General features: G+C 66.5%; 17 protein-coding genes and 1 tRNA gene. 16 read left to right on the plus strand and 2 right to left on the minus strand.

Annotated elements, in window-relative coordinates; all coding sequences use genetic code 11:
• Positions 1–51: 51 nt before the first annotated feature.
• On the plus strand, positions 52–912 hold the full coding sequence (gene hisG, locus ACFRAH_RS08525; protein WP_377990463.1) for an ATP phosphoribosyltransferase: 861 nt from the start codon (positions 52–54) through the stop codon (positions 910–912).
• A gap of 44 nt (positions 913–956) precedes the next feature.
• Entirely contained in the window at positions 957–1,733 is a 777-nt protein-coding gene (hisF, locus tag ACFRAH_RS08530) for an imidazole glycerol phosphate synthase subunit HisF (RefSeq protein ID WP_377990464.1), read from the plus strand.
• A 142-nt stretch (positions 1,734–1,875) separates the two neighbouring features.
• Here hisF and ACFRAH_RS08535 read toward each other — a convergent pair whose 3' ends face one another.
• The gene (locus tag ACFRAH_RS08535; protein WP_377990465.1) at positions 1,876–2,520 is read right to left on the minus strand and encodes a TIGR03085 family metal-binding protein; all 645 of its coding nucleotides are present in this window, start codon (positions 2,518–2,520) and stop codon (positions 1,876–1,878) included.
• Positions 2,521–2,803: 283 nt separating this feature from the next.
• On the opposite strand from ACFRAH_RS08535, the gene ACFRAH_RS08540 reads away from it, so the two are divergent.
• The 12 genes from ACFRAH_RS08540 (at position 2,804) to pyk (ending at position 19,042) form a co-directional block, all read left to right on the plus strand.
• Positions 2,804–3,544 carry a hypothetical protein gene (locus ACFRAH_RS08540; protein ID WP_377990466.1) on the plus strand — a complete coding sequence of 247 codons (741 nt, stop codon included), beginning with the start codon at positions 2,804–2,806 and terminating at the stop codon, positions 3,542–3,544.
• A gap of 168 nt (positions 3,545–3,712) precedes the next feature.
• Positions 3,713–4,156 (plus strand): phosphoribosyl-AMP cyclohydrolase, encoded by a 444-nt coding sequence (hisI, locus tag ACFRAH_RS08545; RefSeq protein WP_377990467.1) that lies wholly within the window; start codon positions 3,713–3,715, stop codon positions 4,154–4,156.
• A 76-nt stretch (positions 4,157–4,232) separates the two neighbouring features.
• On the plus strand, positions 4,233–5,810 hold the full coding sequence (locus ACFRAH_RS08550; RefSeq protein WP_377990468.1) for an anthranilate synthase component I: 1,578 nt from the start codon (positions 4,233–4,235) through the stop codon (positions 5,808–5,810).
• Positions 5,810–6,445, plus strand: coding sequence for a Trp biosynthesis-associated membrane protein (locus ACFRAH_RS08555; RefSeq protein ID WP_377990469.1), 636 nt, complete (start codon positions 5,810–5,812; stop codon positions 6,443–6,445). The genes ACFRAH_RS08550 and ACFRAH_RS08555 overlap by 1 nt, the downstream gene beginning before the upstream one ends.
• A gap of 96 nt (positions 6,446–6,541) precedes the next feature.
• On the plus strand, positions 6,542–6,826 hold the full coding sequence (locus tag ACFRAH_RS08560; protein WP_377990470.1) for an HGxxPAAW family protein: 285 nt from the start codon (positions 6,542–6,544) through the stop codon (positions 6,824–6,826).
• Between the two features lie 2 nt (positions 6,827–6,828).
• Entirely contained in the window at positions 6,829–7,647 is an 819-nt protein-coding gene (gene trpC, locus ACFRAH_RS08565; protein WP_377990471.1) for an indole-3-glycerol phosphate synthase TrpC, read from the plus strand.
• 96 nt (positions 7,648–7,743) lie between these two features.
• On the plus strand, positions 7,744–9,060 hold the full coding sequence (gene trpB, locus ACFRAH_RS08570; RefSeq protein WP_377990472.1) for a tryptophan synthase subunit beta: 1,317 nt from the start codon (positions 7,744–7,746) through the stop codon (positions 9,058–9,060).
• Positions 9,057–9,875, plus strand: a complete 819-nt coding sequence (trpA, locus tag ACFRAH_RS08575; RefSeq protein WP_377990473.1) for a tryptophan synthase subunit alpha — start codon at positions 9,057–9,059, stop codon at positions 9,873–9,875. Before trpB ends, trpA begins: the two co-directional genes overlap by 4 nt.
• Before the next feature lie 7 nt (positions 9,876–9,882).
• Positions 9,883–11,115 carry a prolipoprotein diacylglyceryl transferase gene (gene lgt / locus ACFRAH_RS08580; protein ID WP_377990474.1) on the plus strand — a complete coding sequence of 411 codons (1,233 nt, stop codon included), beginning with the start codon at positions 9,883–9,885 and terminating at the stop codon, positions 11,113–11,115.
• 266 nt (positions 11,116–11,381) lie between these two features.
• Positions 11,382–15,998, plus strand: a complete 4,617-nt coding sequence (gene gltB, locus ACFRAH_RS08585; protein WP_377990475.1) for a glutamate synthase large subunit — start codon at positions 11,382–11,384, stop codon at positions 15,996–15,998.
• Positions 15,991–17,448: a glutamate synthase subunit beta gene (locus tag ACFRAH_RS08590; protein ID WP_377990476.1), complete on the plus strand. Its 1,458-nt coding sequence runs from the start codon at positions 15,991–15,993 to the stop codon at positions 17,446–17,448. Before gltB ends, ACFRAH_RS08590 begins: the two co-directional genes overlap by 8 nt.
• 82 nt (positions 17,449–17,530) lie before the next feature.
• The gene (pyk, locus tag ACFRAH_RS08595; RefSeq protein WP_377990477.1) at positions 17,531–19,042 is read left to right on the plus strand and encodes a pyruvate kinase; all 1,512 of its coding nucleotides are present in this window, start codon (positions 17,531–17,533) and stop codon (positions 19,040–19,042) included.
• 123 nt (positions 19,043–19,165) lie between these two features.
• Here pyk and ACFRAH_RS08600 read toward each other — a convergent pair whose 3' ends face one another.
• Positions 19,166–19,771, minus strand: coding sequence for an ANTAR domain-containing response regulator (locus ACFRAH_RS08600; protein WP_306922492.1), 606 nt, complete (start codon positions 19,769–19,771; stop codon positions 19,166–19,168).
• A 206-nt stretch (positions 19,772–19,977) separates the two neighbouring features.
• Here ACFRAH_RS08600 and ACFRAH_RS08605 point away from each other — a divergent pair.
• Both ACFRAH_RS08605 and ACFRAH_RS08610 read left to right on the plus strand, forming a co-directional pair.
• A tRNA-Leu gene (locus ACFRAH_RS08605) sits at positions 19,978–20,059 on the plus strand.
• Between the two features lie 88 nt (positions 20,060–20,147).
• Positions 20,148–21,278 carry a tyrosine-type recombinase/integrase gene (locus ACFRAH_RS08610; protein WP_377990478.1) on the plus strand — a complete coding sequence of 377 codons (1,131 nt, stop codon included), beginning with the start codon at positions 20,148–20,150 and terminating at the stop codon, positions 21,276–21,278.
• Positions 21,279–21,293 lie beyond the last annotated feature (15 nt).

The raw sequence follows: 21,293 nt of genomic DNA on the forward strand, positions 1-21,293 counted from the left end.
CCGCGTGGCCCCGCTTGCCTGACCCAAACTTCCAAACCAGAAAGACCCCCAATGCTGCGTGTAGCCGTACCCAACAAGGGATCCCTGTCCGAAGCCGCCTCCGCCATGCTGTCCGAGGCGGGCTACCGCCAGCGCCGGGACAGCCGTGAGCTGGTCATGGTGGACCCGGACAACGACATTGAGTTCTTCTTCCTCCGCCCCCGGGACATCGCCGTGTACGTCGGGCAGGGAACGCTCGACGTCGGAATCACCGGCCGCGACCTCCTGCTGGACGCGCAGGTTGAGGCAGAGGAACTGCTTCCGCTCGGCTTTGCCGCCTCAACGTTCCGCTTTGCCGGCCCGATCGGGGACTTCGGCAGTGTGGAGGAACTCGAAGGCAAGCGCCTCGCCACCAGCTACGACGGGCTTCTGCGCGACTACCTCGCCGAGCGCGGCATCAAGGCGAAGGTGGTCCGGCTGGACGGAGCGGTGGAATCCTCCGTGCGCCTCGGCGTCGCGGACGCCATCGCCGACGTCGTCGAGACAGGCAACACGCTCAAGGCCGCCGGCATGGAAATCTTCGGTGATCCGATCCTCCGTTCCGAGGCCGTCCTCATCCGCCGCACCGGCGAGGGCGGCGCGGCCAACGGCACGGCCAAGGAAATCGACGTCCTGATCCGCCGCCTGCAGGGTGTCCTGGTGGCGCGGCAGTACGTGCTGATGGACTACGACATCCGCAAGGAACTCGTGGAGCAGGCCGCCGGCCTCACCCCGGGCTTGGAATCACCCACCGTCTCGCCGCTGCGCGATTCCGACTGGGTGGCCGTGCGCTCCATGGTGCCCAAGAAGGAAACCAACCGGATCATGGACGAGCTGTACGACCTCGGCGCCCGCGCCATCCTGGTCAGCAGCATCCACGCCTGCCGGATCTGACCCGGTTTCCCTCAGCACACCCCAGCAGTACAACAGGAGAAGTCATGGCTGTAGCCGTCCGCGTTATTCCCTGCCTGGACGTAGATTCCGGCCGCGTGGTTAAGGGCATCAATTTTGAGGGCCTCCGCGACGCCGGGGACCCTGTGGAACTGGCACACCGTTACGACAACGCCGGCGCCGACGAACTGACCTTCCTCGACGTCACGGCATCGTCCGGCAACCGGGAAACGACGTTCGACGTCGTCCGCCGCACCGCCGAGGAAGTGTTCATTCCGCTGACCGTCGGCGGCGGCGTCCGCGGCGTGGCCGAGGTGGACAAGCTGCTGCGGTTCGGGGCTGACAAGGCCTCCATCAACACCGCAGCGGTGGCCCGCCCCGACGTCATCGATGAAATCACGAGGCACTTCGGGTCCCAGGTGCTGGTGCTGTCCGTGGACGCCCGGCGCGTCCGCCCCGGATCCCAGCCCACGCCGTCGGGCTTTGAGGTAACCACTCACGGCGGCCGCCAGGGCACCGGAATCGACGCCATCGCCTGGGCCAGGGAAGCGGCGGACCGCGGAGTCGGCGAGATCCTGCTGAACTCCATCGACGCCGATGGCACCAAGGACGGCTTCGACCTCGAGCTCATCCGGCTGGTCCGCTCCGCCGTCAAGGTTCCGATCATCGCCTCCGGCGGCGCGGGGGAGCCTGCTCACTTCCCGCCCGCCGTCCGGGCCGGAGCAGACGCCGTACTCGCAGCCTCGATCTTCCACTGGGGCCCGGACGACATGATGTCCCAGGTCAAGACAGCAATCCGCGACGCCGGCTTCGAGGTCCGCTGATCTCCACCCGCGGCTCACAAAAGCAAGGCGGGGTCACTTACCGCCCAATAACCTCCGGAGATTGGGCGGTAAGTGACCCCGCCCTAGCCTCGCAAGCTCGGCCAGGGAACCCTGGGGGCGTGGGCCCACCCGCGTTGCTTTATTAAAGCCCGACTTCGGCTGACTGGAGGAGGGCGACGGCGTCCGGTTGGCCTTCGAAGGTGACCAGCGCATGGCGCGTGCGGCCGTGGGCATGCATCAGTAGCTCGCCCGGTTCCCCGACGATCGCCACGGACACCGGTGCGCGCTTGGCGACGTGCCGGGGGCCGGAGGGGCTGACGAGGACGATGCCCAGGTCCACGCCGCGGTAGAGGATCGCCGCCCGCTTGACCAGTTCATCCCACAGGGCGTCCGAGTATTCCTCGTCGAGGGCCCGGGGCGCCCAGCGGTCAACGGCGCGCCGGATATCCTCCGTGTGGACGAAATATTCGATCAGGTTGGAGCTCTCGTCGAGGGCCTTGATCTTCATGGGCGACAGCGCGGGCGGTCCTGCACGGAACGAGTTCACGAGCTTGGCGTAGTCGTCCGCGGTCCTGAGCTTTCCGGCCAGCCGGGCGGTCGCCTTGTCCGACGCCTTGGACAGGCTCTTGATGATCAGGCCCAGCCCGACGGCAGCCTTCCGCTCACGCAGGTACAGGTGGGCTGCGAGGTCCCTGGTCTTCCAGCCCTTGCAGAGCGTGGGGGAGTCAGGACCGGCCGCCAGCAGGGTCTCGGCCAGGACTTCTCGGGATGGATCGACGAAATGCATCACTTGGAAAACTAGCACGTCCCCGGTGGAGTTGCGCAGTCTGTTGGTCCCGGTGAATTTGTGCCGTTCTTCACGAGGGTGCTGCCCCGTTCCCGAAAGGGAAGATCTTCAAGAACTCCAAGCTTTTTCCAAGCTGATGCACCAAGTATTTGCAGGGGGAGTGCACGCAAACCGGCTCCAGCGCATCATCAGACGCATTGGGTCTGCTTCCGGGGGGTGAGCCGGGAGTCTGCAGTGGAGCGAACAAAGAGAGAAAACTCCATCTGTGGCGTGAGGACATGCAATGAGCACTCTAAAGAAAATGGGCACCCTCGGCAGCCTCGGACTGCTTGTCTCGGGCAGCCTGATCTTCGGTTCCACGAACGCTGCCATGGCGGCGACGTGCCGGACGGGCCTCGCCGCCCCCGCCAGCACCACCTTCACGGGGACGCTGGTGACGGCTACCAACTTCGAAAGAAACACCCTGTCGCCGTTCGTCAAAAGCACTGCGGGGACCGGAACGGTGGCAGTGACGAGCCCCAAGGCACACTCCGGAACATGCTCCGTTCGGATCCGGGCCACGGATACAACAGGTTCGGTGGCGAACATGAAGCTGGCGCTGGCCGCCGGCACCAAACGGGCCAGTGCCGACGCCTGGGTGAACATCACCACCGGCGGCCTTGCCGGCAACAATGTGCCGTACGTACGGTTCTTCTCGGGTTCGACCCGGGTGGCGGATGTCTTCCGCAACAACGCCAACGGAGAGCTGTGGCTGCGGATCGCCAATCCAAGCGGCACGGTCAGCTACACCAGGCTCCGGGCCGCCAGCGTCCCGCTGAATACCTGGCAGCACATCAGGATGCAGGTGCGCGCCGACGGCGCCAGGTCCTCCGTCCAGATCTGGTTCGGAACAGTTCAGCTGTTCAACAGAACGGTGAATCTGCCGTCCGCCTTACTGAGCCGGGTACAGTTCGGCGCAGAGCACCCGCGCCAGATGGGCGACAGCTACGTCGACGACGTCGTGGTGAAGCGTTCCGCTTCCTGACCGGCTGTCACCGCGCGGGCCGATTCAGCCAGCCGCACGGCCCGCAGTGGCTCCACGCCCCTGCGGGCCGTGCGTGTGTCCGGGCCCCGGGCGGTGTGTGTCTGGCCGGAGCACGGGGTCCCGCGGCGTTTGTGCCGGCGGCCTGCGATGGGCACTAGACTTGACGTGATGTCTGAGCAGCCCGCCCCCAGCCCCGCCCCCGCCCGAACCGCCGATGCCCCGTTCCCTGGCGACGGCGAAAGCCTTCTGCCGGGAGGCCCCCTCCCCGCCGAGATTGCCTCGGCGCTGAAGCGGGACGGCGCCGGGCTCGTGGCTGCCATCGTGCAGCAGTTCGACACCAACGAGGTCCTCATGCTGGGCTGGATGGATGACGAGGCCCTGAACCGGACCATGACCACCGGCCGCGTGACGTTCTACTCGCGTTCCCGCCAGGAGTACTGGCGGAAGGGTGACACCTCCGGCCACGTGCAGTGGGTCAAGTCGGTGGCCCTGGACTGCGACGGCGACGCCCTCCTCGTGCGGGTCGACCAGGTGGGGGCAGCATGCCACACCGGCACGCGCACCTGCTTTGATGGCCGGGCCTTCGATGTTGTGGCAGGCCCGGCCAACTAGCGGCCCGCCTCTTCCACCCAACCCGGCCCATAGCCCCATAGGCACCCCCCCAAGAACAGACGGAGAACCAATAACCATGCAGGACCTCGGAATCATCAGCCCTGGCCTGGAGGAATTCCGGGAACTCGCCGCCCACAGCCGCGTCATCCCTGTCCGGCTCAAAGTGCTGGCCGATGCTGAAACTCCGATCGGGCTGTACCGGAAGCTGGCGCAGGGCCAGCCGGGCACGTTCCTCATGGAGTCGGCGGCTGTCGGCGGCGCCTGGTCCCGCTACTCCTTCATTGGTTCCCGGTCCCGGGCCACGCTGACCACAAAGGACGGCGAGGCGCACTGGCTGGGTGAGCCGCCGGCGGGCGTTCCCGTGGACGGAAACCCCGTGGACGCCATCCGGGACACCATCGAGGCGCTGCGCACCGACCGGTTCGACGGGCTCCCGCCCTTTACCTCCGGCCTGGTGGGCTTCCTCGGCTGGGAGACGGTGCGCCACTGGGAAAAGCTGACCAGCCCGCCCGAGGACGACCTGCAGCTGCCCGAAATGGCGCTGAACCTCGTCACCGACATGGCTGTCCACGACAACATGGATGGCACAGTGCTGCTGATCGCCAACGCCATCAACTTCGATAACAGCTCCGAGCGGGTCGACGAGGCCTGGCATGACGCCGTCGCCCGCGTGAAGGAACTGCTGGCGCGCATCAGCACCCCGGTGGTCCAGCCGGTGTCGGTGCTGGAGCCGGCCGCCCTCGATTTTGCCGCCAGTGTCCAGGAACGCTGGCACGAGCCCGAGTACCTCGCCGCCCTCGACCGCGGCAAGGAAGCGATCGTGGACGGCGAAGTCTTCCAAGTGGTCATCTCACGCCGGTTCGAGATGGAGTGCGGGGCGTCGCCGCTGGACGTCTACCGGGTGCTGCGCAACACCAACCCGAGCCCCTACATGTACATCTTCAGCCTGGAGGATGCCGCCGGCCGCCAGTACTCGATCGTCGGGTCGTCGCCGGAGGCGCTGGTAACCGTCACGGGTGAGGACGTCATCACGCACCCCATCGCCGGGTCCCGCCCGCGCGGCAAGACCGTGGACGCGGACAAGGCCCTGGCCGAGGAACTCCTCGCCGACCAGAAGGAACGGGCCGAACACCTCATGCTGGTGGACCTGTCCCGCAACGACCTTTCGAAGGTGTGCGTGGCGGGCTCCGTCGACGTCACCCAGTTCATGGAGGTGGAGCGTTTCAGCCACATCATGCACCTGGTCTCCACCGTCGTCGGACGGCTGGCCCCCACGGCCAAGGCCTATGACGTGCTGAAGGCGACCTTCCCGGCCGGAACCCTGTCCGGCGCCCCGAAGCCCCGCGCACTGCGCCTGCTCGATGAGCTCGAGCCGCACCGGCGGGGCATCTACGGCGGCGTAGTGGGCTACCTGGACTTCGCCGGCGACATGGACATGGCCATCGCCATCCGTTCCGCGCTCCTGCGCGAGGGCCGCGCGTATGTCCAGGCCGGCGGCGGCATCGTGGCGGACTCCAGCAACCCGGCCGAGGCGCAGGAAACCGTCAACAAGGCGGCTGCCCCGCTGCGCGCTGTCCACACGGCCGGCTCGCTGCACAACATCACGCCGGCATCTGTGAGCACTCCCGATCCGGCGGAAGAGGCAAACTCCTGATGGCCGATCCCGCAGGATCCGCCTCGCCGGCAAAAGTGCGCAGCACGGTGCCGGGCTGGGCGCGCAAGTCCACCGTGGTGCTGCTGATCGCTGCCCTTGCGCTGGCGGCCTTCGGCACCACCACCCAGACCTGGCTGACGGTCCACCTGGACCCCCAGCAGGTGGGCCAGGCTGCCGGCGGCGAAGGCGGCCTCCAGGTGCAGGGCAGCAAAGCTGCGACTACGGTCACCGCCCTGGCCCTCGTCGCGCTGGCGGGCGGCCTTGCGGCCTCGATCGCCGGGAAAATCGCCCGCTGGATCATCACCGCCATCATCGTGCTTGCGGCTGCCGGCATCATCGCCGCCGCCGCCACGGTGCTCGCTGACCCCCTCGCTGCGGCGCAGGGGTCCATCGCCGCCGCCACCGGGGTCTCGGGCGGCAGCGCGGACGTGAGCGTCAGTGTCTTTCCGGTGCTCGCTGTCGTCGCAGGTTCCCTGCTGGCCGCCTGCGGCCTGCTGGTGGTTCCGGCGGGGCGGCATTGGAAGTCCCGCACCAAGTACGACGCCGCCGCGGCCGGTCCGGCGGGTCAGCAGGCAGGTCCCGTGGACGAGATCGACAGCTGGGACAGGCTCTCCCGGGGCGACGACCCCACCTAGGCTGCAGGTCACGCAGCCATGCGCCCGGGCCGCGATGCCGAAGGCCGCGGCAAAAAATGGCAGAATGTAAGCAGTATTGATCCTGAGGAGATTCACATGAGCAAAGCCACTGTTTCCGGTACAAAGCCCGCGGCCCCCAAGGAGCACCACGGCATCGACCACAGCATTGACCTCGGCCACGGCAACAGCCCGGCCGCGTGGACCTGCGTGATCGTCATGCTCATCGGCGCCCTCATCGCCGCCATCGCCTTCGTCATCGCCAACGCCCCGATCTTCTGGAGCGGCATCGGCGTCATGGTCCTCGGCCTGCTGGCCGGCTTCATCATGCGCAAGGCAGGCTACGGCGTGGGCGGCAGCAAGATCAAGAACTCCGGCCACTAACCGTGACGGTTCTCGACGACATCAACGCCGGTGTCAGGGAGGACATGGAGGGCCGCAAGCGGCTCGTGTCCCTCGCGGAACTGAAGGACCGCGCCCTGGCGGCTGCTCCCGCCCGCGACGCCTGGGCTGCCCTCGGCGGCACCTCCGCGGACCGCGGCGAGCTGAAAGTCATCGCCGAGATCAAGCGCCGCAGCCCCTCCAAGGGCGACCTCGCCAGCATCGCGGACCCCGCGTCGCTGGCCGTGCAGTACGCCGACGGCGGAGCAGCGGTGATCAGCGTGCTCACCGAGCAGCGCCGTTTCAACGGTTCGCTGGCCGACCTGGACGCCGTCCGCGCCCGGGTTGATGTCCCGCTGCTGCGCAAGGACTTCACGCTGGACGAGTACCAGATCTGGGAAGCCCGTGCACATGGTGCGGACCTCATCCTCCTGATCGTCGCCTCCCTCTCGGACCAGCAGCTGCGCGAGTTCAGTGCACTGAGCCGTGAGCTCGGCATGAACGTGCTGGTGGAAACCCACACGCCTGAGGAAGTGGAGCGCGCCGTGGCCGCCGACGCCAGGATCATCGGCGTCAACGTCCGCAACCTCAAGACGCTCGACGTCGACCGCTCCGTTTTCGCCTCACTCGCCGGCAGCATTCCCGCCGGCGCAGTGGTGGTTGCGGAGTCGGGGGTTCGGAACGCCGACGACGTTGCGCACTATGCGGCGCACGGTGCCAACGCCATCCTCGTAGGGGAGGCGCTCGTCAGCGACGCCACCCCGCGTGAACGCATCGCGGAGTTCACAGCGGCCGGGGCCGCGGCCATCGCCGCCCGGGCCTGAGCTCCCACCCAACCGTGGCACCGTCTGTCCGCACACCGTGTGCGGACAGATGGCGCCTGACATCGATAAGAAAAAGTGAACAGGATGGTGAGACTGATGGCCGACGCGCCAACAGCCGGCTCTGACGAGGGCTCGGTGGATGCATTCCTGCAGGGAGGCACCTCGCTGCGCCACGCCCCGGGACCCTACTTCGGCGCCTACGGCGGCCGCTGGATGCCTGAATCACTGATCGCCGCCCTGGACGAGCTCGAGGACACGTTCGAGAAGGCCAAGGCCGATCCCGAGTTCACCGCCCAGATCGCGGACCTGAACAAGAACTACTCCGGCCGGCCCTCCCTGCTGACCGAGGCCAAGCGCTTTGCCGAGCACGCCGGCGGTGTCCGGATCTTCCTCAAGCGCGAGGACCTGAACCACACCGGCTCGCACAAGATCAACAACGTGCTGGGCCAGGCACTGCTTGCCAAGCGGATGGGCAAGACCCGCGTGATCGCCGAGACCGGCGCCGGCCAGCACGGCGTGGCCAGTGCCACCGCCGCCGCCCTCCTCGGCCTGGAATGCGTGGTCTACATGGGCGCCGAGGACACCCGCCGGCAGGCTTTGAACGTGGCGCGGATGGAGCTCCTGGGCGCCACCGTCATCCCCGTCACGAACGGTTCGCAGACCCTCAAGGACGCCATCAACGAAGCCCTCCGGGACTGGGTGGCCAACGTCGGCAACACCCACTACCTGCTGGGCACGGCAGCGGGCGCCCACCCGTTCCCGGCACTGGTCCGCTACTTCCACGAAGTCATCGGCGAAGAGGCACGCGCCCAGATCCTCGAGCAGGCCGGCCGGCTGCCGGACGCCGTCTGCGCGTGCATCGGCGGCGGCTCCAACGCCATCGGCATCTTCCACGGTTTCCTGGATGACCCGTCGGTGAAGATCTACGGCTTCGAGGCCGGCGGCGACGGCGTCGAAACGGGCCGCCACGCGGCCACCATCACACTCGGCCGTCCCGGCGTACTGCACGGTGCACGGTCCTACCTGATGCAGGACGACGACGGCCAGACCATCGAGTCGCACTCCATTTCCGCAGGCCTGGACTACCCCGGCGTCGGGCCGGAGCACTCCTACCTCGCCGACATCGGACGCGTCAGCTACGAGCCCATTACGGACAGCGAAGCCATGGAAGCCTTCCGGCTCCTGTGCCGCACCGAGGGCATCATCCCCGCGATCGAGTCCTCCCACGCCCTGGCCGGCGCCATCAAGGTGGGCCAGCGGCTGGCCGCTGAAGGAGACGCAAGCGACAAGATCGTGGTCGTCAACCTGTCCGGCAGGGGAGACAAGGACGTTGCCACCGCAGCGGAATGGTTCGACCTTCTGGACAAGGACTCGGCCGAGGCGGCCATCGGCAAGGAAGGGGAGCAGCTGTGACCACAGCCCAGAACTCCGGCAAGCAGATCATCAGCAAGTCGGCCATTGCCATCGACAAGGCCCGCGCGGAAGGCCGCGCGGCCCTGATCGGCTACCTGCCCGCCGGTTACCCGAACGTTGAGGAAACCATCGCCGCCGGCGTCGCCCTGGCGCGCAACGGGGCCGACCTGATCGAAATCGGCATCCCGTACTCGGACCCGGTCATGGACGGCCCGGTCATCCAGGCAGCCACCACCGAGGCCCTGGCCAACGGGTTCCACGTCCGGCAGGTCTTCGACGTCGTCGCCGGCATCACCAGCCAGACGGACGCCGCCGTCCTGGTCATGACGTACTGGAACCCCGTGCTCCGGATGGGCGTGGAGGAGTTCTCGCGGCGCCTGGCCGAGGCCGGGGGAGCCGGACTCATCACTCCGGACCTGATCCCGGACGAGGCAGCCGAATGGATGGACGCTTCGGAGAAGTACGGCCTGGACCGTGTCTTCCTCGTGGCACCCTCCTCCACTCCTGAGCGGATGCGCCGGACCGTGGACGCGAGCCGTGGCTTCGTCTACGCGGTTTCCATCATGGGCGTCACCGGTGCGCGCACGGCAGTGAGCGATGCCGCCAACGGTGTCGTGGCTGCGGCCAAGGCCGCCGGAGCGGAACGCGTGTGCGTCGGCCTCGGCGTGTCGACGGCGGAGCAAGTGGCGGAGATCGCCTCCTACGCGGACGGTGTGATCGTCGGCTCGGCGCTCGTGGCGGCCGTGCGCGACGGCGGAGTTGACGCCGTCGCCAAGCTGACCAAAGACCTCAGTACCGGACTGACCAGGAAGTAACGCACCCATGCAGACGATCCTCACCGCAGCCGGGCTGGTACAGACCGGCATGGTGCCCGCAAGCATCCCGAGCCCGGACTGGTCCGGGTTTGATATTCCGCTGCCGTGGGGATCGCTCCGCATCCACGCCTACGCCCTCTGCATCCTGGCGGGCATTGTCATTGGACTGTGGCTGACGTCCGTCCGGTGGGCCAAGCGCGGAGCGCCCGAGGGCAGTGTCTGGGACATCGCCATCTGGGCCATCCCGTTCGGCATCATCGGCGGCCGGCTCTATCACGTGTTCTCCTCTCCGGACGCGTACTTCGGTCCGGGCTTCGACGGCACAGGGGACCTGTCCCTGATCCCGCAGATCCAGCGCGGGGGCCTCGGAATCTGGGGAGCCGTGGTGCTGGGTGCCTTCGGCGCCTGGATCGGCTGCCGCCGTGCAGGGGTCAAGCTCACGGCGTTCATGGACGCCGCGGCCCCCGGGCTGCTTCTGGCGCAGGCCCTGGGCCGGTGGGGCAACTACTTCAACCAGGAGCTCTTCGGCGGCCCCACCACGCTGCCGTGGGGACTCCAGGTGGACGCGGACAACGCCAACTTCCCGGCCGGCTACCCGGCCGGCACCCTCTTCCACCCCACGTTCCTCTATGAGTCCCTCTGGAACATCGCGGGAGTACTGATTCTCCTGGCGCTGGACCGGCGGTTCCACTTCCGCCGCAGCCGGCTCTTCTGGCTGTACGCCATGTACTACACGCTGGGCAGGGTCTGGATCGAGGCTATGCGGATCGACGATGCCGAGCAGATCAGCCTGTTCGGCATCACCACCCGGCTGAACGTCTGGACCAGCATCTTCGTGTTCATCGCGGCCCTTGCGGTGTTCATCGTGCTGGGCCGGCGCAAGGGCGGCGACGCGGACAGTGTCTATCTTCCGGGCCGTGCGCCCGCCCCTGCGGTCACTGAAATGGCCGACGGCGGGAAGCCGGCTTCCGGGGAGGCCGTCGCGGGCGCGTCAGGGGACTCCGCTTCTGCTCCAAATGTGACCGGCAATCCGGTCCGTGATACGGACCGTGTTGTCTCAGATAGTGAGTCGCGTGGTAATCTCCCTGATAACCAAAACGGTTCCGGGCTAGCTTCTGCCCAAACGGAAGCAGTCCCGGCATCCACCGGCGGTACCCCAACCGCCGCGGAGTCGCGGAACACCGGAAAGTCCGGTGGCACAGACACCGGGACCGCACCGGAAGCCGACAGCTCACGCTAGTAGGCGCCGGTACCAGGGCCGCAGAGAGTTACCGCTCGGAGCGCCCACCACCACAGCGTCGTGGCAGAGGCAACTCCGGTCAGCATAGAGCTGCGGACCGGGTCAAGCCCCGGGGCAGAAGCCTGCGTAACTGTTAGTTCAGCACGTGCGCCTGCCCTACAATTTCCAGTAAGCAGTAACACTTTGTTGTGCCCATCACAGTGGCGCTCTGAGTGGGGCCAACGTTGTCCCTTCCATACGCACGATCAGGAGGAAGGACGTCTCCCATGACCCAAACTCTTTCAGGCCCCAGCTGGTCCGAACCGAACCAGCCGGACGCCGCCATGTCGCCGTTCAAGCGGTTCGCGGCGCTCCCCGAGGCATCCGGGCTCTACAACCCGGAGCAGGAGAAGGACGCCTGCGGTCTTGCGATTATCGCCACCCTGCGCGGGGAACCCGGCTACGACATCGTCGAGGCTGCCCTCACCGCGCTGCGCAACCTCGAACACCGCGGAGCCGTCGGCGCCGATGAGGGAACGGGCGATGGCGCCGGCCTCCTGATGCAGGTGCCGGACGAGTTCTTCCGCGCCGTCACCGCATTCGAACTGCCGGCCCCCGGCCAGTACGTCGTGGGTACCGCCTTCCTGCCGGCTGAGCAGCGCGAGGCCGATGCCGCAAAGGCCGGCATCGAGGCGCTGGCCGCGGACGAGGGCCTGACGGTCCTTGGCTGGCGCGAAGTTCCCGTCGTCGCCGACCTGGTCGGTGCCATGGCGCGTGCCTGCATGCCGTACTTCTCCCAGCCGTTCTTCGCCTCGGCCACCGGCGAGCAGCTGGAACGCAACGACCTGGACGGCCGCGCCTGGCGCATCCGCAAGCGCGCCCAGAACAAGTTCGGCGTCTACTTCCCGTCCCTGTCCTCCCGGACCATTGTCTACAAGGGCATGCTGACCACTGCCCAGCTGGAGCCGTTCTACCCGGACCTGTCGGACAAGCGCTTCAAGACCAAGCTGGCGATCGTCCACTCCCGCTTCTCCACCAACACCTTCCCGTCCTGGCCGCTGGCCCAGCCGTTCCGCACCATCGCCCACAACGGTGAAATCAACACCGTCAAGGGCAACCGGAACTGGATGCGCGCCCGCCAGTCCCAGCTGGCCAACCCGCTGCTGGGCGACTCGCCGGAAGAGCTGTTCCCGATCTGCACCCCCGGCGCGTCCGACTCCGCGTCCTTCGATGAAGTGGCCGAGCTGCTGTGGCTGTCCGGCCGCCCCATCACGCACGCCATCATGATGATGATCCCCGAGGCCTGGGAAAACCACGCCACGATGGATCCGGCACGCCGTGCCTTCTACGAGTACCACTCCCTCCTGATGGAACCCTGGGATGGACCCGCGGCTGTGTCGTTCACCGACGGCAGCCTCGTGGGCGCCACCCTGGACCGCAACGGGCTGCGTCCCGGGCGCTACTGGATCACCGAGGACGGCCTGGTCGTCTTCGCCTCCGAGGTGGGCGTCATCGAGGTCGAGCCCTCCAAGGTGGTCAAGAAGGGGCGTGTTTCGCCGGGCAAGATGTTCCTGGTGGACACCGAGGCAGGCCGCATCATCGGCGATGACGAGGTCAAGGCCGAGGTCGCCGCAGCCAACCCCTGGGCCGAGTGGGTCAAGGACAACCTCATCGACCTGAACGAGCTTCCGGAGCGCGAGCACGTGGTGCACACGGCCGCGTCCGTGAACATCCGCCAGCGCACGTTCGGCTACACCACCGAGGAGCTGAAGATCCTGCTGGGTCCGATGGCCCGCACCGGTGCCGAGCCGCTGGGCGCCATGGGCTCCGACACCCCAGTGGCCGTGCTGTCCAAGCGCCCGCGCCTGCTGTTCGACTACTTTGTACAGTCCTTCGCGCAGGTGACCAACCCGCCGCTGGATGCCATCCGTGAAGAGCTGGTCACCTCCCTGACCTGCGCCATCGGCCCCAACGGCAACCTCCTGGACACCAAGCGGGTGCGCCAGCCGCAGGTTTCCCTGCCGTTCCCGGTGATCAACAACGACCAGCTCGCCAAGATCGCCAACATCGAAAACGCCGACGGCGACAAGGTGGCCATGAAGGTCCGCGGCCTCTACCGCCCCGAGGGCGGCGAGAACGCGCTGCGCGCACGGCTCACCGAAATCTGCGAGCAGGTGTCCGGTGCCATCAACCGCGGCGTGCAGTACGTGGTCCTCTCCGACCGCGACTCCAACGCCCAGTGGGCGCCGATCCCGTCCCTGCTGCTGGTCAGCGCCGTGCACCACCACCTGCTGCGCAGCGCCAACCGCACCAAGACCGCCCTGGTGGTCGAGGCAGGCGACGTCCGCGAGACGCACCACGTGGCTGTGCTCATCGGCTACGGCGCGTCCGCCGTGAACCCGTACCTGGCCATGGAATCCGTCGAGCAGCTCATCGCTGCCGGCGACGTGGTGGGCGTGACCCCGCAGGACGGTGTCTACAACCTGATCAAGGGCCTCGGCAAGGGCGTCCTGAAGATCATGTCCAAGATGGGCATCTCCACCGTGGCGTCCTACACCGGCGCCCAGACGTTCGAGGCGCTGGGCCTGGGCCAGGAGCTCGTGGACGAATTCTTCGCCGGCACGCACTCCCAGCTGGGCGGCGTGGGCCTGGACGTCATCGCGGCCGAGGTATCCGCACGCCACCAGATGGCCTACCCGGAGGGCGGCATCGAACAGCCGCACCGGCCCCTGCTGGGCGGCGGCGAGTACCAGTGGCGCCGCGACGGCGAGCCGCACCTCTTCAACCCGGAGACGGTTTTCCGGCTGCAGCACGCTACACGTGAGCGCCGCTACGACATCTTCAAGGCCTACACCAAGGGCGTTGACGACCAGTCCGAGAACCTGATGACCCTGCGCGGTCTGCTCAAGTTCAAGGACGGTCTGCGCCCCGCCGTGCCGCTCGAGGAAGTCGAGCCGGTCTCCAGCATCGTCAAGCGCTTCTCCACGGGTGCCATGAGCTACGGCTCCATCTCCAAGGAGGCCCACGAGACCCTCGCGATCGCCATGAACCGGCTGGGCGGCAAGTCCAACACCGGTGAAGGCGGCGAGGACGTGGAGCGCCTGCTGGATCCTGAGCGCCGTTCCGCCGTCAAGCAGATCGCCTCGGGCCGCTTCGGCGTCACGAGCCTGTACCTGACCAACGCGGACGACATCCAGATCAAGATGGCCCAGGGCGCCAAGCCCGGCGAAGGCGGCCAGCTGATGGCGCAGAAGGTCTACCCCTGGGTTGCCCGGACGCGCCACTCGACCCCCGGCGTCGGACTCATCTCCCCGCCCCCGCACCACGACATCTACTCGATCGAGGACCTCGCGCAGCTCATCTACGATGCCAAGCGCGCGAACCCTTCGGCCCGGGTGCACGTCAAGCTCGTCTCCGAGGTGGGCATCGGCACAGTTGCCGCCGGCGTTACCAAGGCCAAGGCCGACGTCGTGCTTGTTTCAGGGCACGACGGCGGTACCGGCGCCTCGCCGCTGAACTCGCTCAAGCACGCCGGTGTTCCTTGGGAACTGGGTCTCGCAGAGACCCAGCAGACCCTCATGCTCAACGGCCTGCGCGACCGCGTGGTGGTGCAGGTTGACGGCCAGCTCAAGACCGGACGCGACGTCGTCATCGCCGCCCTGCTCGGCGGCGAGGAATTCGGCTTCGCCACGGCGCCGCTGGTGGTTGAGGGCTGCATCATGATGCGTGTCTGCCACCTGGACACCTGCCCGGTGGGCGTTGCCACGCAGAACCCCGAACTCCGCGCCCGCTTCAGCGGCAAGCCGGAGTTCGTGGTGAACTTCTTCGAGTTCCTGGCCGAGGAGGTCCGCGAGATCCTCGCCGAGCTCGGTTTCCGGAGCATCGAGGAAGCGATCGGCCACGCCGAAATGCTGGACACCCGCGAGGCCATCAGCCACTGGAAGGCCGAAGGCCTGGACCTGGATCCGATCCTGCACGGCCTCGAGTTCGATGACGACGCCCCGCTGCGGAACCTGACCGGCCAGAACCACGAGCTGGACAAGCACTTCGACCAGCGGCTCATTACCATGGCCGCCGAGGCGCTGACCGACCGCGCGCCGGTGAAGATCACGGTTGACGTCATCAACACCGACCGCTCGGTGGGCACCATGCTGGGCCACGTCGTGACCAAGACGTTCGGCACGGACGTGCTGGCCACGGACACCATCGACATCACGCTGAACGGCACCGCCGGGCAGTCGCTGGGTGCCTTCCTGCCTGCCGGCATCACGCTGCGAATGTACGGCGACTCGAACGATTACGTCGGCAAGGGGCTCTCCGGCGGCCGGATCATCGTCCGCCCGGACCGCACCAACGTGTTCCAGGCTGAGCGGAACGTCGTGGCCGGCAACGTGATCGGCTACGGCGCGACGAGCGGCGAAATGTTCCTGCGCGGCCAGGTGGGCGAACGCTTCCTGGTCCGCAACTCGGGCGCCACCGCTGTTGTTGAAGGCATCGGCGACCACGGTTGTGAATACATGACCGGCGGCCAGACGCTGATCATCGGCCGGACCGGCCGTAACTTCGGCGCGGGCATGTCCGGCGGCACGGCCTACGTGCTGGATCTGCGGACTGAACGCGTCAACAAGCAGGCCCTCGAGTCCGGCGAACTCCAGCTCCTTGAACTGGACGCCGAGGACCGCGACATCGTCCACGGCCTGCTGGTCAAGCACGTGGAGGAAACCGAATCCCAGCTGGCTGCGCGTCTGCTCGACAACTTCGACGACACCGCTGCCCGCATAACCAAGGTGCTGCCGCGCGACTACGCCGCAGTGCTGCAAACCCGGCTTGACGCCATCGAAGAGGGCCTTGACCCCGACGGCGAAGAAGTTTGGTCTCGAATCCTGGAGGTGACCGGTGGCTGATCCACGCGGATTTCTGAAAGTACGTCAGCGTGAAACCCAGCCGCGCCGTCCCGTTCCCGTCCGCATCATGGACTGGAAGGAAGTTTACGAGGCGCAGGAAAAGGGTGTCCTGAAGAGCCAGGCCGGGCGCTGCATGGACTGCGGTGTGCCGTTCTGCCACCAGGGCTGCCCCCTGGGGAACCTGATTCCCGAGTGGAACGACCTCATGTGGCGGGACAAGGGCGAGGAAGCGATTGAGCGGCTGCACGCCACCAACAACTTCCCCGAGTGGACGGGCCGGCTTTGCCCCGCCCCGTGCGAGGCGTCCTGCGTGCTGGGCATCAACCAGCCTGCGGTGACCATCAAGCAGGTTGAGGTGTCCATCATCGATGAGGCCTTCGACAACGGCTGGGTTAACCCGCTGCCCCCGCACCGCCTCACCGGCAAGACGGTCGCCGTCGTTGGTTCAGGCCCTGCCGGCCTGGCGGCCGCCCAACAGCTCACCCGTGTGGGCCACACCGTGGCCGTTTACGAACGGGACGACAAGATCGGCGGCCTGCTGCGCTACGGCATCCCCGACTTCAAGATGGAAAAAGAGCAGGTGGACCGCCGGCTCGAGCAGATGAAGGCCGAAGGCACGCGGTTCCGCACCGGCGTCGCCGTCGGTACGGACGTCACCTGGGAGCAGCTGCGCCGCCGGTACGATGCCGTGGTCATCGCCACCGGCGCCACCGTGCCGCGTGACCTGCCCATCCCGGGCCGCGATCTCGAGGGCGTGCACTTCGCCATGGATTACCTCGTTCCGTCCAACCGGGTGGTGGCGGGGGAGTCCCCGGAGAACCACATCGACGCCCGCGGCAAGCACGTCGTCATCCTGGGCGGCGGCGACACCGGTGCGGACTGCATCGGCACGGCGCACCGCCACCAGGCGGCGTCGGTGACCACCCTGGCCATCGGCAAGCAGCCGCCGGTGGAGCGTGCCGGCCACCAGCCGTGGCCCACGTTCCCCACCCTCTTCGAGGTCGCCAGCGCCCACGAGGAAGGCGGGGAGCGCACGTACCTCGCCTCCACCGTGGAGTTCGTGGGCGAGGACGGCAAGCTGACCGGCGTGAAGGTCGCCGAGACCGAATTCGTGGACGGCAAGCGCCTGCCCAAGGCGGGCACCGAGCGGATCATCCCGGCAGACCTGGTGTTCCTGTCCCTGGGCTTCACCGGTGCAGAACCCGCCGGCATCACCGAGCAGGTCAGCGCCGAGTTCGACGGACGCGGCAACGTGGCCCGCGACGGCTACTACATGACCAACACGGAGGGTGTCTTCGTGGCGGGCGACGCCGGCCGCGGGCAGTCCCTGATTGTGTGGGCCATCGCAGAAGGCCGTGCGGCTGCTGCTGCGGTGGACAAGTTCCTGATGGGCAGCACCATCCTTCCTGCACCTGTGGCTCCGACGGACCGTGCCATAGCTGTCCTGTAGCGCGCCTCCTTCGTGGCGGCCGACCCGGGGAATTCATCTCCGTGACAACTTAACCAATGCAAGTGACCAATAGGGTAGGTATATGAGACGCGCAAAGATTGTGGCCACCTTCGGACCGGCCATTGCCAGCTATGAAAACACCCTCGCGGTGCTGGAAGCCGGCGTTGATGTAGCCCGCATGAACATGAGCCACGGCGACTACTCCGTGCACGACAACACCTACGAGAACGTCCGCAAGGCGGCGGCCGACCTGGGCAAGGCTGTGGCGATCATGGCCGACCTGCAGGGCCCGAAAATCCGCCTCGGCCGCTTCGTTGACGGCCCGCACCTGCTGGCCGTCGGGGACATCTTCACGATCACCACCGAAGACGTTCCGGGCACCAAGGAGATCTGCTCCACCACCCTGAAGAGCCTTACCGAGGACGTCAACCCCGGCGATGCGTTGCTGATCGACGACGGCAAGGTGGCGCTGCGTGCTATCGAGGTTGACGACGTCAAGGTCGTTGCCAAGGTGACTGTGGGCGGCTACGTGTCCAACAACAAGGGCATCAACCTGCCCGGTGTTGCCGTGAACGTCCCCGCCCTGAGCGAAAAGGACGAGGACGATCTGCGCTGGGCCATCCGCCGCGGCGTCGACCTCGTCGCGCTGTCCTTCGTCCGTGACGCCGCCGACATCAAGCGCGTCCACGAGATCATGGACGAAGAAGGCCGCCGGGTTCCGGTGATCGCCAAGATCGAAAAGCCGCAGGCCGTGGACCAGCTCCACGAAATCATCGACGCGTTCGACGCGATCATGGTGGCCCGTGGGGACCTGGGTGTGGAGCTTCCCCTGGAGGAAGTGCCGATCGTGCAGAAGCGCGCCATCGAACTGGCGCGCCGCTGGGCCAAGCCGGTCATCGTTGCCACCCAGGTGCTTGAGTCCATGATCGACAACCCGCGCCCCACCCGCGCCGAGGCCTCCGACTGCGCCAACGCCGTGCTCGACGGCGCCGACGCGGTCATGCTCTCCGGCGAGACGAGCGTGGGCAAGTACCCGATCGAGACGGTCAAGACCATGGCCCGGATCATCGAGTCCACCGAGGAACACGGCCTGGAGCGCGTCCCCCCGCTGGGGACCAAGCCCAAGACCCGTGGTGGCGCGATCACCCGTGCCGCCGTCGAAATCGCCGACCAGCTGGACGCCAAGTACATCTGTACGTTCACGCAGTCCGGTGACTCGGCGCGCCGCCTGTCCCGCCTCCGCCCGATCAAGCCGGTCTTCGCGTTCACCCCTGTGGAGCACGTGTGGAACCAGCTGGCGCTGACCTGGGGCATCCAGCCGCAGCTGGTTGCCATGGTGGGCCACACGGATGAAATGACCGCACAGGTGGACCGCAGCCTGCTGGACATGAACCTGGTGGAAGACGGCGACCTCGTGGTCATCGCTGCCGGTTCCCCTCCCGGAAAGGCGGGTTCGACCAACTCGCTGAAGGTCCACAAGGTGGGCGACCTCGCCGACACCCCGCAGGCCGGCGAAGCGGCCGAGAAGAAGGAAAAGCTCGGCCCGTGGCCGGAAAAGAAGAAGAAGAACAAGGCGGCAGCTCCCGCTGAGTAGCCCGTTCTGTATAGGAGGATCCCCGTCACCAGTGAACTGGTGGCGGGGATCCTTTTTTGGTTCCCTTAACGCGGAAGGACCCCGGCGCGTTGTGCCGGGGTCCTTCTCTTCTTGCGTTTGGAGTTAGTTGACCTGGTTGATGATGGTCTCGGCCACTTCGCGCATGCTGAGGCGGCGGTCCATCGAGGTCTTCTGGATCCAGCGGAAGGCTTCCGGCTCCGTCAGGCCCATCTTGGTGGTCAGCAGGCTCTTGGCGCGTTCCACGAGCTTGCGGGTGGCGAACTGCTCCTGCAGGTCGGTAACCTCGGCTTCGAGGGCCTTGATCTCCTCGTGGCGGGACAGCGCGATCTCCAGAGCGGGGATCAGGTCGGCGGGCGTGAAGGGCTTGACCACGTAGGCCATGGCGCCGGCGTCGCGGGCGCGCTCCACGAGTTCCTTCTGGCTGAAGGCGGTGAGGAGCACGACCGGGGCGATGCGCGCCTTGACGATCTTCTCGGCGGCCGAGATGCCGTCCATAACGGGCATCTTGACGTCCATGAGGACCAGGTCCGGCTTGAGCTCCTCCGCCAGCTGCACGGCCTTCTCGCCGTTGTCGGCCTCGCCGATGACGTCGTAGCCTTCACCGCGCAGGATTTCGATGATGTCGAGGCGGATTAGGGTTTCGTCTTCGGCCACGACGACGCGGCGCGCCGGCTGGGACGTTTTGTTTGACTCCGTCGGTTCTGACACGGGATCTCCTTGAAAAGGTACGGCGGGACTATGACTATCTTAGTTGGGCCCCACGCTTGTACTTGGATCGGCATGGCTTGTTGCGACGGCGGTGGCGCGATTCTGGGTTTTAGCCTATCTGCATGTAGAGTAAATCCGCGCACTGGTAGTGGCTGCGTTGCTCACACTTTGCTGTGAGCCTACGATTGTTACTCCGTGTACTCCGCGCCCGAGTGGCGGAATTGGCAGACGCGCCGCACTCAAAATGCGGTATCGAAAGGTGTGTGGGTTCGAGTCCCACCTCGGGCACAGTGTTTTCGCAGGTCAGGCTAGGGTTCCGGCTGAGGGTGTGCACAAAAGCTCGTTTTCTGTGCACACCAGGCCTAAGATTTTGCCCATGGCCAGCATTTGGGAGCGCAAAAAAGCCGACGGATCGACCTCGTTCACAGTCCGCTGGCGCAATCCGAAAACGAAGAAGCAAGAAGGGATCACCTTCTCGTCCGCCGCTGAAGCCCAAACCCTGAAACGGCTCCTGGACGCGAACGAACAATCCTTCGAAATCGCGCAGCATGCGATGGTCAAGAACCAGACCAAAGCACCAACTGTCGCGGCCGTCATTCAGGAACACATTGATTTGCTGGTACGACCGTCGGTAGGAACGGTTCACACCTACCAAACGATGCTGAAGCTGCACATCGCCGACGTCATAGGGCACATCCCAGTCGACAAGCTTGACTATCGGCACGTGACCCACTGGATCAAGTCGATGCAGGCCAAGGGCAGGTCGCCTAAGACGATCAAGAACAACCATGCCCTGATTTATGGGGCCATGGAGACGGCTGTAATGCTGCGCTACCGGAAGGACAACCCGTGCCAGCGGGTTCAGCTTCCGTCCAGTGAGAAGGCGGAGGACGAGGCCCGGTTCCTGACACATGCTGAATTCGGGCTCATCCTCGAGTGCATGGGGGAGCGGTACAAAGCGTTTACAGAGTTCCTGGTTATGACGGGGCTCCGCTTTGGAGAGGCAACCGCCGTAACTGTGGCGGACGTCGATCTCATGTCCAAGCCGGCGACGATCCGGATCAACAAGGCGTGGAAACGCGGTACTAATTCGGAGTACTACATCGGCGCGACCAAGACGGGTGCAGGTAAGCGGACGGTATCGCTCAACCCCCACCTGGTGGACATCCTCGTCCCGCTGGTGGCCAGCCGGCCCGGGACCGACCTTCTCTTCACGACCCCCAAGGGTGAGCGGATCATTCACAAGCTCTACTGGCATCACTACTGGGTCCCCGCAGTGGAGGCCGCCCAAGCGCGCGGACTGACCAAATCGCCGCGAATCCACGATCTGCGCCATACCCATGCGTCCTGGCTGATCCAGGATGGCGTTTCCCTGTTCACGGTCTCCAGGCGGCTGGGGCACGCATCCACTCGTACGACGGAGCAGGTCTACGGCCACCTGATGCCGCAAGCCCTCCAGGATGCCGCCGACGCTGTGGAGAGATCCGCCGAGATCTGGCGTAGTTAGACCGGCACGGCCGAC

Origin of the sequence: Arthrobacter sp. NPDC056727 (assembly GCF_042790555.1) — a bacterium.
Taxonomy (GTDB): domain Bacteria; phylum Actinomycetota; class Actinomycetes; order Actinomycetales; family Micrococcaceae; genus Arthrobacter.